The following is a 12,900-nucleotide window of genomic DNA, read 5'->3' on the forward strand; positions in this document are numbered from 1 at the left end:
CCTTCGTCCTGTTCAGCCGTCCGCCAGCTGTCGCCCGACGTAGCGGGCGACCGCGCCGACGGCGGCCATGGTTCCTGGATAGTCCATGCGGGTGGGTCCGAGCGTGCCCAGGGTGGCGAGCGCCTGCTCGGGGGTGCCGTACGCCGAGGAGACGACGGCGGTGCCCGCCAGTCCCTCACTACCGGTCTCGAGGCCGATGCGCACGGTGGGGTCGGTGGTCGCCTCGCCGAGGAGCTTCAGGAGCACGACCTGCTCCTCGAGCGCCTCGAGGACGGGGCGGATCGAGGAGTCGAAGTCGCGGCCGAAGCGCGCCAGGTTGGCGGTGCCGCCCACGGCGATGCGCTCGTCGGACCGCTCGTCGGAGAACACGTGCGTGAGTGTGGTGACCACCGACGTGACGAGGGGCCGGTCGGCCTCGGCGAACGTGCCGATCACCTCGGCCAGGCGCAACGACGCCTCGGGCAGGCGCTGCCCGATGGTGGCCGTCATGATGCGGGAGCGCACGTCGGACAGCAGCACGTCGCCCGGGGTGGACTCGAGCTCGACGACGCGCTGCTCCACCCGGCCGCTGCTGGTGATCACCACGAGCAGCACGCGTGCGTGCTCGAGCGCGACGACCTCGACGTGGCGCACGGTGGAGCGGGTCAGCGACGGGTACTGCACGATCGCGACCTGGTTGGTCAGCTGGGCCAGCACCTTGACGCTGCGCTGCACGACGTCGTCGACGTCGACCGCTCCCCCGAGGAAGGTCTCGATGGCGCGCCGCTCCGGCGTCGAGAGCGCCTTCACCTGGGACAGCCGGTCGACGAACAGCCGGTAGCCCTTGTCGGTGGGCACCCGGCCCGCGCTGGTGTGCGGCTGCGCGATGTAGCCCTCGTCCTCCAAAGCGGCCATGTCGTTGCGGATGGTCGCCGGCGAGACGCCGAGCTGGTGCCGCTCCACGAGTGCCCGGGAACCGACGGGTTCCTGCGTCTCGACGTAGTCCTCGACGATGGCGCGCAGCACCTCGAGTCGACGGTCGTCCGAGGCGAGTCTTCGGTCCTCCGGCACGGCGGTCTCCTCTCTGCTGATCGGGCCTGCTGGGTCGTGAGGCTCCGGGGCGCGCAGACGGGGCACGACGACGCGGCGTGGCGCTTTGGCACTCACCCGGGGCAAGTGCCAGTCTAACGACGTGGGAGCAATCGGGAGCGAGGGAGAGGTCGTCTCGGTCACGGGCACCACGCGTACCCTCACCTACCGACCTCGTCGCGTCACCCTCTCCGACGGCACCTTCCTCATGCACGAGTCGCGCGGTGGCACCCTCAGCTCGGTCTGGGCCGCCGACCTCGGCGACCTGTTCGTCGAGGTGGTGCACCTGGGCCACGGCCCCTCGGGCGGCGAGCTGGTGCTCGTCGTCCCCGACGGGGACGTGGTGGCGCTCGGCGACCTCGTCCCGCCGCTCGACGCGGTCCCGTCGGCCGTCACGCCCAGCTGGCCGGCCGCCGTCGACCTCGCCGTCGGGCTCACCCGCCCCTCGACCCGCATCCTCACCAGCAGCGGGCCCATCACCCGCGAGGAGCTGGAGGACTTCCACCAGACGCTGCTCGGGGTGCTGCATGGCTGAGGCCAGGCACCCGGGGCGCTACGGCCAGGACGTGCTGGCCGGCGACTGGAAGGCTCCCCCGCGCGGTCGCTCCACCGAGGCCCCCGCCGACCTCGGCATCGTGGTCGAGGAGGTCACCTCGGGGTGGGTCGGCGAGGTCGTCCGCGTGGAGCGCGACCTCGGCATGGTGATGCTGGAGGACCGCCACCTGCGCCGCAAGTCGTTCCCGCTCGGCCCGGGCTTCCTCCTGGAAGGACGGCCGGTCGTCCTCGTCGCACCCGTCGCGGCCGCACCCAAGGCCGTCGCCCGCACCGCGTCCGGGTCGCGTGCGGTCACCGGCCAGCGTGCACGGGTCGCCCTGCCCAGCCGGATCCTCGTCGAGGGCAAGCACGACGCCGAGCTCGTCGAGAAGGTGTGGGGCGACGACCTGCGGGTGGAGGGCGTGGCCGTCGAGATGCTGCACGGCGTCGACGACCTCGTCGGGGTCGTCGACGACCTCGTCCCCGGTCCCGACCGTCGCCTCGGCATCCTCGTCGACCACCTCGTCCCGGGGTCCAAGGAGTCGCGCATCGCCGCGAGGCTCTCGGACCGCGACCACGTGCTCGTCGTCGGGCACCCCTACGTCGACGTGTGGCAGGCCGTGAAGCCAGGGCGTCTCGGCGTGGACGCCTGGCCCGTGGTCCCGCGCAGCATCGAGTGGAAGCGTGGGATCTGCGCGGCCTTCGGCTGGCCGCACGCCGAGCAGGCCGACATCGCCCGCGCGTGGCAGCACATCCTCTCGCGCGTCCGGTCGTGGACCGACCTCGAGCCGGAGTTCCTGGGCCGGGTCGAGGAGCTCATCGACTTCGTCACCGCTCCCTGACCCTCAGCCCGCGCCGGTGACCGGACCGACCACCGGGGCGACCACGTCGTCGAGCCAGCTCGCTCGCGGCACGGCGACGCCCTGGGTGGTTCCGTCGTCCCGCACCTCGAGGTCGGCCACGCCGAGCAGCACGTCCTTGCCCCTGGTGCCGGAGCCGTTGTGGGCGTACAGGTAGGCGCGCAGCTCGCCGCGCACCTGGACGGTGCGTCGCCACGAGAACCGGTAGTAGGCGGAGGAGAACGTGAAGGTCTCCGCCGGCGCCCGGTCCAGCGGCGCCCCCAGCGCCACCGTGTAGGCGACGGGACGTCCCCACCGGTCGGGCTCGCTGGCTGCGCCGCGCACCGCCACCATGCCGTCCGTCGCGGTGAGCGACTCCAGCACTCCCGACGGCGACCCGTCCGACGTGGGGTACCGGATGAAGCCGGACGGCCACCCCGATCCTCGCCGCACGGTGCGCCACATGAACGTGCGGTTCATGTTGTCCTCGGAGACGACGATGGACCCGTCCGATCGGACTCGCTCCACGACGGCGACGTGCCCCTTCTTGCCGGACAGGCCTCGGTTCGCCTTCCACCAGGCCACGTCGCCACGGCGCGGAGCCGACGTGCTGACCCGCAGTCCGGCGGCCCGTGCGGCCGCGCCCCACGTGAGTGCCGCGTCGGTGCCGGGCGGCCGCGCGACCAGTCGGTTCTTCGTGAGTCGGTACGCGACGTAGTTCGTGCAGCTGCGTCCCGGCGTCATGTTCCAGAACGACCTGGAGCGCACCGACGCGTACCCACCGTGGGTGTAGCCCTTCTTCGCGCACGAGGCGTACCCCGAGCACAGGACGGTCTTGGCTGCCGCGTCCGCAGACGTCGGCACACTGATGATGGCCATGCCGATCAGCATGCTGATCAGAGCTGGCCAATGCGCGATGCGCATTGCTCCCTCGCCAACTCCCCCGAGTTGTTCGTTCTCCCAGGAGCACCGTAGGACTGTGGCTTTGGTCACGCCATCTGAATGACGAAAGTCCTTCGGACTGGGGCGGCCGTCCTAGTCCGTGAGGTCACGGACCACGGCGTCGGCGAGCAGCCGACCCTCCAGGGTGAGCACCAGACGCTCGTCCACGACGTCGAGCAGACCGCGCGCGGCGAGCACCGGCACCTGCGCCCGCACCGCGCCGTCCAGGGCCGCGACGGGCAGGCCGGACCTCAGCCGGACCTCCAGCATGACCCGCTCGAGAGCGGCCGTGGCGGCATCGATGTCCTCACCGTCGGCCTCGACCGGCTCCCCCGCCGCCAGCCGCTGGGCGTAGGCGGCGGGATGCTTCACGTTCCACCAGCGTCGCCGGTCGACGTAGGAGTGCGCTCCCGGACCCACGCCCCACCACTCCGCGCCGTGCCAGTACAGAAGGTTGTGCCGGCACTGCGCGGCCTCGTCGCGGGCCCAGTTCGACAGCTCGTACCACCCCAGACCGGCCGCGGTGAGGGTCGCGTCGGCGAGCAGGTACTTGTCGGCGGTCTCGTCGTCGTCGGGCATGACCACCTCACCGCGCCGGACCTTGCGCGCGAAGGCCGTCCCGTCCTCCACGATGAGCGCGTAGGCGCTGACGTGGTCGGGCTCGAGGGAGACCGCCTGCTCCAGGCTCGTCCGCCAGTCGTCCATCGACTCACCCGGCGTGCCGTAGATGAGGTCGAGGCTCACCTGCTCGAACCCGGCCTCCCGGGCCCAGCGCACGGCGTCGGGGACACGTGCCGGGTCGTGCGTCCGGTCCAGCGTGGCGAGCACGTGCGGCACGGCCGACTGCACCCCGAAGGAGATGCGGGTGAAGCCGCCCTCGCGCAGGCGCGCCAGCGATGCCGGCGTGACGCTGTCGGGGTTGGCCTCCGTGGTCACCTCGGCCCCCGGCAGCAGCCCCAGGTGCTCGTCGATCGACCGGAGCACGCCGACGAGGTCGTCGGCGGGGAGCTGGGTGGGGGTGCCTCCCCCGAAGAAGACCGTCTCGACCGGGCGGGGCCCGACGGCCTCGGCCATGCGGCGAACCTCCTGCAGGGCCGAGGAGGCGTACGTCGCGCGGGTGGCGCCCTCGCCCAGCTCGTCGGCGGTGTAGGTGTTGAAGTCGCAGTAGCCGCAGCGGACCGAGCAGAACGGGACGTGCACGTACACACCGAATGCGGCTGCCGCCGGGGGGACGCCGAACGGCCCGCCCCCGGTGCCGGGAGCGGGCCGTTCGGTCGAGGTCATGGACTAAGCGTAGAAGCCGTCCAGGATGTCCTTGTAGTTCGACTCCACCACGTTGCGCTTGACCTTCATGCTCGGCGTGATCTCGCCGGACTCGATCGACAGGTCGTGGTCCAGGATGGCGAACTTCTTGATCGTCTCCCAGCGGTTGATCTTGGAGTTGAGCTCGTCGATCTGGCCGGAGATCACCTCGTGCATCTGCGGCGAGGAGACGACCTCGGAGTAGGACTTGCCCTCCATGCCGTGCGCCGTGGCCCACTCGGCGACCGCGTCGGGGTCGAGCGTGATGAGCGCGGAGCAGAAGTTGCGCTCGTTGCCGTGCACCACGATCTGGCTGGTCAGCGAGCTGATGCCCTTGAAGATGCCCTCGATGTGCGGCGGAGCCACGTACTTGCCGCCGGAGGTCTTGAAGAGCTCCTTCTTGCGGCCCGTGATGTAGAGGAAGCCGTCCTCGTCGAGCCGGCCCTCGTCGCCGGTGTGCAGCCACCCGTCCTCGGTGAGCGACGAGGCGCTCTCGGAGTCGAGGTTGTGGTACCCCTGCATGACGTGCGGGCCCTTGACGAGGACCTCGCCGTCCTCGGCGATGCGGATCTCGCTGCCCGGCATCGGGATGCCGACCGAGCCGAGCTTGAAGTCGGTCGGGTGGTTGACCGTGGCGCCGGCGGAGTTCTCGGTGAGCCCGTAGCCCTCGAGGATGAGGACGCCGGCGGCGTGGAACCACTCGGCGATGTCGGGCGAGAGCGCCGCGGCACCGGAGATGAAGAACCGCACGCGGCCACCGAAGCGCTCGCGCACCTTCGAGAACACGAGCTTGTCGGCCACACCGTGCTTGGCCTTGAGGACAGGGGAGATCGGCTTGCCGGCGCGCACCGCGCGGGAGTGCTCGATGCCCACCTGCTCGGCCCACTTGAAGATCTTGAGCTTCGCGCCGCCCTCGGCCTCGGTCATGCCGACGATGCGGCCGTAGGCCTTCTCGAAGATGCGGGGCGCCGCGCCCATGAACGTCGGCTTGACGATGGCCAGGTTGTCGACGATCTTCGGCACGCGTCCGTCGATGGCCGTGGCGAAGCCGATCTGCAGCTGGGTCGAGAGGAGCACCTTGCCGAAGGAGTGCGCCATGGGCAGCCAGAGGAACTGCAGGTCGTCGGCGGTCAGGTACCCGCCCGCCGCGATGCAGGCGCCCTCGTAGGTCCAGCCGTCGTGCAGGAGGCGCACGCCCTTCGGCCGGCCGGTCGTGCCCGACGTGTAGATGAGCGTCGCGAGCGACTGCGGTGTGATGGCCGCGACCCGGTCCTTGACGGCGTCCGGGTTGGCGGCGAGGTGGTCACGGCCGAGCTGCTCGAGGTCGTCGAAGCCGATGACCCAGTCGCCGTCGGGCGTGCCGTCGTAGACGACGACCTTCGTGACGGAGGGGAGCTCGGAGTGCTTCTCGCGCAGCTTGGCGACCTGCTCGTCGTCCTCGGCGAAGACGATGCGGCTGTCGGAGTCGGCCAGGATGTAGGCGACGTCGCTGGCCATCGTGGTCGGGTAGACGGTGGTGGTGGCGGCACCGGCAGCCAGCACCGCGAGGTCGGAGAAGATCCACTCCAGGCGCGTGCCGGAGGCGATGGCGACGCGCTCCTCCGGGCCGATGCCGAGCGCCAGCAGGCCGGCCGCGAGCGCCGTCACCTGCTCGCCGGTCTGGGCCCAGGTCAGCGAGTGCCAGACCTCGTTCTCGTCGGGGTAGCGGTAGGCCTCCCGGTTCGGGGTCTGCTCCACACGGTCGTAGAACATGCGGGCCACGTTGGGCGCACGGTCCTCGACGATCTTGAGCTGCTCGGGGGTGGCGGTCACAGGCATGGATGTCCTCACACGACGTTCCGGGGGAATGTGGTGCCGCTCACCCTAACCTACTGGTCGGTCGCTTCTCGGGGCCCTGGACGAGTGGTTGCGCACCTCATCGATCTGACGCGCGATCTTGGCGGAGACCCTTGGTTCGGCCTGGAACGACGGCAGTCTCGTCCGATCCGTCGTGAGGGCGCGGAAGGCCGCGCCGACGGTGAGGTCATGGGCACGACGTTCGACGACCTGCACCGGGTCCCCCGCCTGGACGACGCCCTCCTGCACGACCCTGAGGTACGCACCGACGACCCCGTGCTCGGCGAAGCGCCTCACCCAACGAGGCTCGTCGACGAAGCCCTGGAAGACCGCGCAGGGGATGCGCACGTCGCACACCTCGAGGAGCGTCGAGCCGACCGCCCACCGCTCCCCCAGCCGCGCGCCCTGCACGTCGAGCCCGCTCGTGGTGAGGTTCTCCCCGAACTGGCCGGGCACGAACGTGCGTCCGGCGAGCTCGGACCAGCGCTCGAGGTCCTCGGCGGCGTAGGCGTAGACCGCCTGGTCGGGACCGCCGTGGTGCGTGGTGTCGGCGATCTCGTCGCCCTCGAGCCCGAGGCGGTGGACCTGCACGGGCCCGGCGACGGGACGCTTGTCGATCCCCGACCGCCCGAGCTTCCCCCATGGGACGTCGACCACCCTGCCGACGTTCACGGATTCGACGTGCGCACTCACGAGCGCATCCTATTGATGCCTGCGATCGGATCGTGCGCGTCAGGCAGTCTCACCCGTTCGAGTCCACTCCACATCAAGCGGGATCCGGTGGCTCCGGGCCATCCTGTGACGACAATGCCGTCGACGAGAGCGAAGCCGGCAGCTCCGGAGGCTCCTCGGCCTGTCGCAGCTTCGGTGGCGCCGCTGACCAGGCCTTGAGGTGCTGAAGCACCTCTCCGTAGAACTCGTCCACCAGGTCGATGACGCTGTCGATGAATGCGCCCCGGCCTCGACCTCGCTTCGTGCCGGCTTTGGCAGAGCAGGCCACTCGGAAGGACTTGATCTCCTTCTGCGGATCAAGGACCAGCATCTTGGGGTTCTCACGAGCGTGGATCAGCAGCTCTGCAGCCGTGCTCGCCCGAGATCGAGCGACGAACACCTCGATCCGCGTGTCATCGGGAGCGTGCTTGAGCTGCCTCAGCAACCAGTTGACCCGAGTGAGGGCCCGCCCGTCCCGTGGTGCGTCGACATCGACGTGGCACTGGAGCTTCCCTGCTCGAACATCAGCGGTCACCACGATGTCGCCGACCACGTGCGGGATCCTGATGGCACCGGTCATGACTCCTTCGGAGGCAAGCGACTTCACCAGTTCGGTCGTTCGGATCGACGGATCGGCGATCTCTGCGCGCGTCAGTACCTGGTTGACGTCGGTCCCGAGCTGTTGCCCCAGACGAAGCCCGGCGTACCTCAACAAGGCATCGAAGCGCGAGGTCACCTCTGGCGCCGCTTTGTCGTTCGCCTTGAGGGTCCCGGCGAGCACCGACTCCCTGACAGACACCCAGTTGGATCCCATGTCGTCGAGATCCAGTGCTCCAGAGCGTTCGTGCTCGAGGTACCGGATGAGCTCGCCAAGGATCCAGGCCTGCTCCGGATCCGAAACGCCGCGGTGCTCCTTCTGCATGATCGCGGTGGAGAGGACCACAGACCACGGAAGGTGGTGCATCACTACCTTGCGGAGCTTCCGCTTGTCCACGGCAGTCGGATGCTGCCCGGGGGTCGGCGGAATCTCGTTGCTGATGGTGATGAGCGCATCGAAGCCCTCAGCCCGCGCAACGTCGAGGTAGTTCTCGAGCTGGTTGGTCTCAAGGACGTTCTTGCCTGTCTTCACTTCCACGAGCGCAGTCCACTGACGCCCAGCCCGGCCCTTGATGCGGATCAGGCCGTCTGGGTACACACGTGAGCCGTCGAGCTCGAAGGGAACTTCGATGTACGCCGCGAGGCCGCCAGCCGGAGCGCCGAGCTTCCCCAGCAACGATCGACTGTAGTCAGGGACGATGCTGAGCACGGCGGGCAGTGCGGACGTCGCCCGTCGCTCCTGCTCTTGTGCTCCGTTGATCCCCGATGTCGGAATCAAGCGCGCCTCATGCCAGGACTCTTCGCTCACCGTGATCCTCCGCCGTCGTCGTGCACAGCACCCTAGAACAATGTCCGGTTCCTTCGGGTCAGTCCGAGCAGCACGGCGCAAAGTTGAGCACGACGGACTGCGCGATCGACCCGGCCGGCTCGACCGATGAGGCGACAACGGTGTCACTCGGCGCAGTCTTCTGCGGAGCGGGCGGTGTGCTGCCATGGATAACGGCCAGCAGCAGGGCGGGCCAGGCGACGAACCCTGCCGGACCCGAGCAGGGGTGGGATCGTGGGTCCATGGCAGAGCGGACTGACGTGGTGGTGGTGGGAGCGGGACTCGCCGGGCTGGCGTGCGCGACACGGCTACAGCGCATGGGCATCGATGCACGACTGCTGGAGGCTTCGGGCACGGTCGGTGGGCGCGTGTGCACCGACGTCGTCGACGGCCACCTCTGCGACGTCGGCTTCCAGCTGCTCAACCCGGCCTACCCTGCTCTGCGCGACCTGGTCGACGTCGAGGCGCTGGACCTGAAGCCGTTCGCGGCCGGGGTGCGGGTCCGCCGCGGATCCTCGGTCGCGACCCTCGGCGACCCGCGCCGCGAGCCCGCGCTCCTCGCCTCCACGCTGCGCAGCGGTCTGCTGCATCCGCGAGAGCTGGCGGCCCTCGCGCGCTGGGCAGCCCCGATCCTGGGCGGCGAGAAGCGCATCATGAGCCGGGCCGACGACACCCTGGCACAGTCCCTCGACTCCGCCGGGGTGCGCGGGCCACTGCGCCGGCAGGTGCTGGAGCCCTTCCTGGCCGGTGTCCTGGCCGACGACACCGGCGACACCTCGTCCCGGTACGCACGGCTGCTGGTCCGGTGGTTCCTGCTCGGCACCCCTGCCGTACCGGGCGACGGCATGCGCGCCCTGCCCGCCCAGCTCGCCGCCGGACTGCGACGCCCGGCCGAGACGGGCGTGCGGGTGGTGGGCGTCGACCGCGGTCCGCAAGGCTCCACGGTCCGCACGGGGTCCGGCTCGATCGAGGCCCGCGCCGTCGTCGTCGCCACCGACGTCCACGACGCGGCCGCGCTGGGGGTGGCGCCCGAGGTGCCTCCCGTGGGCGGGCTCGTGACGTGGTGGTTCAGTGCACCCGCCGGCATGCCGCAGGACCGTCTGCTGGTCGTCGACGGCGAGCGGGGGCCCGTGGTCAACACCGCCGTCGTCTCGGCGGCCGCTCCCGGCTACGCCCCACCGGGGCGCGACCTGGTGCAGGTCACCGCGCTCGCGGGGGCTGGTCTCTCCGACGCAGCGGCGCTGACGCAGGCGGCCCGCCTGTGGCGCACCGACGTCGGCACGTGGGACCTGCTGGTGCGCCACGACGTGGTCCGGGCGCTGCCGAGAGCCGCGCCGCCGTTGCGGCTGCAGCGCTCCGCCGACGTCGGCGGCGGTGTCTTCGTGTGCGGCGACCACCGTGAGACGCCGTCGATCCAGGGCGCGCTGACCTCGGGAGCGCAGACCGCCGTCGAGGTGGCCGCAGCCCTCCGAGCGCGCTGATCCCGAAGAAGCGGTGGACTACTTCGGGGTGGAGTCCCCGGTGGAGAGGGCGGCGATGAACGCCTCCTGGGGGACCTCGACGCGGCCGATGTTCTTCATCCGCTTCTTGCCCTCCTTCTGCTTCTCCAGCAGCTTGCGCTTGCGGCTGATGTCGCCGCCGTAGCACTTGGCGAGCACGTCCTTGCGCATGGCGCGGATGTTCTCGCGGGCGATGATGCGGGCACCGATCGCGGCCTGGATGGGCACCTCGAACTGCTGGCGCGGGATGAGCTCCTTGAGCTTGCCGGCCAGCATCACGCCGTACGCGTAGGCGGAGTCGCGGTGGACGATCGCACTGAAGGCGTCGACGATCTCGCCCTGCAGCATGATGTCGACCTTCACGAGGTCGGCCTTCTGCTCGCCGGACACCTCGTAGTTGAGCGACGCGTAGCCCTTCGTGCGGCTCTTGAGGGCGTCGAAGAAGTCGAACATGATCTCGCCCATGGGCAGCGTGTAGCGGATCTCCACGCGATCCTCGGACAGGTAGTCCATGCCGCCGAGCTGGCCGCGCCGGGCCTGGCACAGCTCCATGATCACGCCGATGTACTCGCTCGGCGCCAGGATCGTGGCCGAGACCACCGGCTCGTGCACCGACGCGATCTTGCCGTCCGCGGGGTACTCGCTCGGGTTAGTCACCACGATCTCGCGACCGTCCTCCATCACCACGCGGTAGACGACGTTGGGGGCCGTCGAGATCAGGTCGAGGTCGAACTCGCGCTCCAGGCGCTCACGGACGATCTCCAGGTGCAGCAGGCCGAGGAAGCCGATGCGGAACCCGAAGCCGAGCGCGCCCGAGGACTCCGGCTCGTACACGAGCGCGGCGTCGTTGAGCTGCAGCTTCTCGAGGGCTTCGCGCAGCGTGGAGAAGTCGTCGCCGTCGATCGGGTAGAGACCCGAGAAGACCATGGGGTTCGGGTGGGCGTAACCACCCAGGGGCTCCTCGGCACCGTGGCTGTTCGACGTGACGGTGTCGCCCACCCGCGACTGCCGGACCTCCTTCACGCCCGTGATGAGGTAGCCGACCTCTCCGACGCCGAGGTGGTCGGCCTTCACGGCCTCGGGGCTGATGACGCCCACCTCGAGCATCTCGTGCACCGCGCCGGTGGACATCATCTTGATCTTGTCGCGGTGGCTGAGCTTGCCGTCGACCACGCGGACGTACGTGATGACGCCGCGGTAGGTGTCGTAGACGGAGTCGAAGATCAGGGCGCGCGGAGGGCCGTCGGCGTCGCCGACGGGCGGCGGCACCTCGTCGACAATGAGGTTGAGCAGGGCCTCGACGCCCTCCCCCGTCTTGGCCGAGACCCGGAGCACGTCGTCGGGGTCGCCGCCGATGATGCCGGCGATCTCCTCGGCGTACTTCTCCGGCTGCGCGCCCGGCAGGTCGATCTTGTTGAGGACCGGGATGATGTGCAGGTCCGCGTCCATCGCCAGGTAGAGGTTCGCCAGCGTCTGCGCCTCGATGCCCTGGGCGGCGTCGACCAGGAGGATCGCGCCCTCGCAGGCCTCCAGCGAGCGGCTGACCTCGTAGGTGAAGTCCACGTGGCCCGGCGTGTCGATCATGTTCAGCACGTAGTGGCGACCGGCGTCGTCGCCGTCGGACTTGGTGAACGGCATGCGCACGGCCTGGCTCTTGATCGTGATGCCACGCTCACGCTCGATGTCCATGCGGTCGAGGTACTGGGCTCGCGCGGCCCGCTCGTCGACGACCCCCGTGATCTGCAGCATGCGGTCGGCCAGCGTCGACTTGCCGTGGTCGATGTGCGCGATGATGCAGAAGTTGCGCAGGAGGGCCGGGTCGGTCGATCCCGGCTGGGGCGCCGTGCCCGGCGTCGTGGAGCTCGTCATGATGGGTCCATCCTCCCATCTTCGGCCAGGCCGCCGACCACACCCGTCGGAGCGACCACCCGGCGCGGTGGACCGGAGCGGCTCACGTCCAGAGGTAGGCGATCGCGACGTTCACGACGATGAGCGCGGCGACGACGTGAGCCACGGGATTCGGGGACGGCCGCCGACGCGTTCCGTGGGCCAGGCCGACGGCGACGAGGGCGACCAGGAGCTTCACGCCGACCTTGGCGTTGTTCGGGTCCGCGACGGCGTCACTGGCCGAGGCGATGCCGGTGAGGGCGATGCCGAGGACGAACGCGGCGCCGACGCCGTGGGCGATCCAGGGCGTGATCTGCGGCCGTCGGACGACCGACGCGTAGCTGACGAGGGCCACGACCCAGCTGATGATGTGGAGCACCACGAGCACGTTGTAGAGCGTCTGCATGCCTCGGATCGTAAGGGTTCGCGGTCGGTCCGTCGTCGACACGCGACCCCTCGGCCCGGCCTGCCCAGGCGATTTGGGTCCGGCCGCCCGACGCTGGTAGTGTGAGCGGTCGCGTGCCCACGGGTGCGCCCTCACACTTGCACCACTCCCCATCACGCACGAGAGACAGGTCAGCCACGTGGCGAACATCAAGTCGCAGATCAAGCGGAACCGCCAGAACGAGGAGGCGCGCGAGCGCAACAAGTCGGTGCGTTCCGCGCTGAAGACGGCTGTGCGCCGCTTCCACGCCGCGGTCGAGTCCGGCGACGCCGAGCAGGCCAAGGTCCTCGCCGCCGACGCCGGCAAGAAGCTCGATAAGGCCGCCAGCAAGGGCGTCATCCACAAGAACCAGGCCGCGAACCGCAAGTCGTCGATCGCCAAGAAGGCCGCCTCGCTCTGACGCAGCGTCCCAGC

General features: G+C 70.0%; 12 protein-coding genes. 4 read left to right on the forward strand and 8 right to left on the reverse strand.

Going from position 1 to position 12,900, the window contains the following annotated elements; all coding sequences use genetic code 11:
• Window positions 1-12: 12 nt before the first annotated feature.
• The gene (gene hrcA, locus NUV38_RS02310; RefSeq protein WP_257727568.1) at window positions 13-1,050 is read right to left on the reverse strand and encodes a heat-inducible transcriptional repressor HrcA; all 1,038 of its coding nucleotides are present in this window, start codon (window positions 1,048-1,050) and stop codon (window positions 13-15) included.
• A 121-nt stretch (window positions 1,051-1,171) separates the two neighbouring features.
• On the opposite strand from hrcA, the gene NUV38_RS02315 reads away from it, so the two are divergent.
• Both NUV38_RS02315 and NUV38_RS02320 read left to right on the forward strand, forming a co-directional pair.
• Entirely contained in the window at window positions 1,172-1,603 is a 432-nt protein-coding gene (locus NUV38_RS02315; protein ID WP_257727569.1) for a hypothetical protein, read from the forward strand.
• Window positions 1,596-2,444, forward strand: a complete 849-nt coding sequence (locus NUV38_RS02320) for a DUF3097 domain-containing protein (RefSeq protein ID WP_257727570.1) — start codon at window positions 1,596-1,598, stop codon at window positions 2,442-2,444. The genes NUV38_RS02315 and NUV38_RS02320 overlap by 8 nt, the downstream gene beginning before the upstream one ends.
• A gap of 3 nt (window positions 2,445-2,447) precedes the next feature.
• Here the strand turns inward: NUV38_RS02320 and NUV38_RS02325 are convergent, their stop codons facing one another.
• The 5 genes from NUV38_RS02325 to NUV38_RS02345 all read right to left on the reverse strand — a co-directional run bounded on the left by NUV38_RS02325 (window position 2,448) and on the right by NUV38_RS02345 (window position 8,637).
• Window positions 2,448-3,320: a CHAP domain-containing protein gene (locus NUV38_RS02325; RefSeq protein ID WP_257727571.1), complete on the reverse strand. Its 873-nt coding sequence runs from the start codon at window positions 3,318-3,320 to the stop codon at window positions 2,448-2,450.
• A gap of 156 nt (window positions 3,321-3,476) precedes the next feature.
• A complete protein-coding gene (hemW, locus tag NUV38_RS02330) occupies window positions 3,477-4,667 on the reverse strand; it encodes a radical SAM family heme chaperone HemW (RefSeq protein ID WP_257727572.1) in 1,191 nt (396 codons plus the stop codon).
• A gap of 3 nt (window positions 4,668-4,670) precedes the next feature.
• Window positions 4,671-6,503 (reverse strand): long-chain fatty acid--CoA ligase, encoded by a 1,833-nt coding sequence (locus NUV38_RS02335; RefSeq protein WP_257727573.1) that lies wholly within the window; start codon window positions 6,501-6,503, stop codon window positions 4,671-4,673.
• Window positions 6,504-6,548: 45 nt separating this feature from the next.
• Complete coding sequence (locus tag NUV38_RS02340; RefSeq protein WP_257727574.1) at window positions 6,549-7,214, reverse strand: MOSC domain-containing protein; 666 nt, start codon at window positions 7,212-7,214, stop codon at window positions 6,549-6,551.
• Between the two features lie 73 nt (window positions 7,215-7,287).
• Window positions 7,288-8,637 carry a hypothetical protein gene (locus NUV38_RS02345; protein ID WP_257727575.1) on the reverse strand — a complete coding sequence of 450 codons (1,350 nt, stop codon included), beginning with the start codon at window positions 8,635-8,637 and terminating at the stop codon, window positions 7,288-7,290.
• A gap of 260 nt (window positions 8,638-8,897) precedes the next feature.
• Between NUV38_RS02345 and NUV38_RS02350 the strand changes: the two genes are divergently transcribed.
• On the forward strand, window positions 8,898-10,136 hold the full coding sequence (locus NUV38_RS02350; RefSeq protein ID WP_257727576.1) for an NAD(P)/FAD-dependent oxidoreductase: 1,239 nt from the start codon (window positions 8,898-8,900) through the stop codon (window positions 10,134-10,136).
• Window positions 10,137-10,154: 18 nt separating this feature from the next.
• Here the strand turns inward: NUV38_RS02350 and lepA are convergent, their stop codons facing one another.
• A complete protein-coding gene (gene lepA, locus NUV38_RS02355; RefSeq protein WP_257727577.1) occupies window positions 10,155-12,023 on the reverse strand; it encodes a translation elongation factor 4 in 1,869 nt (622 codons plus the stop codon).
• Window positions 12,024-12,105: 82 nt separating this feature from the next.
• Window positions 12,106-12,447 (reverse strand): hypothetical protein, encoded by a 342-nt coding sequence (locus tag NUV38_RS02360; protein ID WP_257727578.1) that lies wholly within the window; start codon window positions 12,445-12,447, stop codon window positions 12,106-12,108.
• A gap of 178 nt (window positions 12,448-12,625) precedes the next feature.
• Between NUV38_RS02360 and rpsT the strand changes: the two genes are divergently transcribed.
• A complete protein-coding gene (rpsT, locus tag NUV38_RS02365) occupies window positions 12,626-12,886 on the forward strand; it encodes a 30S ribosomal protein S20 (protein ID WP_257727579.1) in 261 nt (86 codons plus the stop codon).
• Window positions 12,887-12,900: the final 14 nt, after the last annotated feature.

Origin of the sequence: Aeromicrobium sp. 50.2.37, assembly GCF_024655735.1 — a bacterium.
Taxonomy (GTDB): Bacteria; Actinomycetota; Actinomycetes; order Propionibacteriales; family Nocardioidaceae; genus Aeromicrobium.

What these genes read in the sequence shown, in the direction of transcription:
- hemW (WP_257727572.1), bottom strand. Translation starts at nt 4,667, where the DNA reads ATGACCTCGACCGAACGGCCCGCTCCCGGCACCGGGGGCGGGCCGTTC.
- NUV38_RS02360 (WP_257727578.1), bottom strand. Translation starts at nt 12,447, where the DNA reads ATGCAGACGCTCTACAACGTGCTCGTGGTGCTCCACATCATCAGCTGG.
- NUV38_RS02320 (WP_257727570.1), top strand. Translation starts at nt 1,596, where the DNA reads ATGGCTGAGGCCAGGCACCCGGGGCGCTACGGCCAGGACGTGCTGGCC.
- NUV38_RS02325 (WP_257727571.1), bottom strand. Translation starts at nt 3,320, where the DNA reads ATGGCCATCATCAGTGTGCCGACGTCTGCGGACGCGGCAGCCAAGACC.
- NUV38_RS02350 (WP_257727576.1), top strand. Translation starts at nt 8,898, where the DNA reads ATGGCAGAGCGGACTGACGTGGTGGTGGTGGGAGCGGGACTCGCCGGG.
- lepA (WP_257727577.1), bottom strand. Translation starts at nt 12,023, where the DNA reads ATGACGAGCTCCACGACGCCGGGCACGGCGCCCCAGCCGGGATCGACC.
- NUV38_RS02335 (WP_257727573.1), bottom strand. Translation starts at nt 6,503, where the DNA reads ATGCCTGTGACCGCCACCCCCGAGCAGCTCAAGATCGTCGAGGACCGT.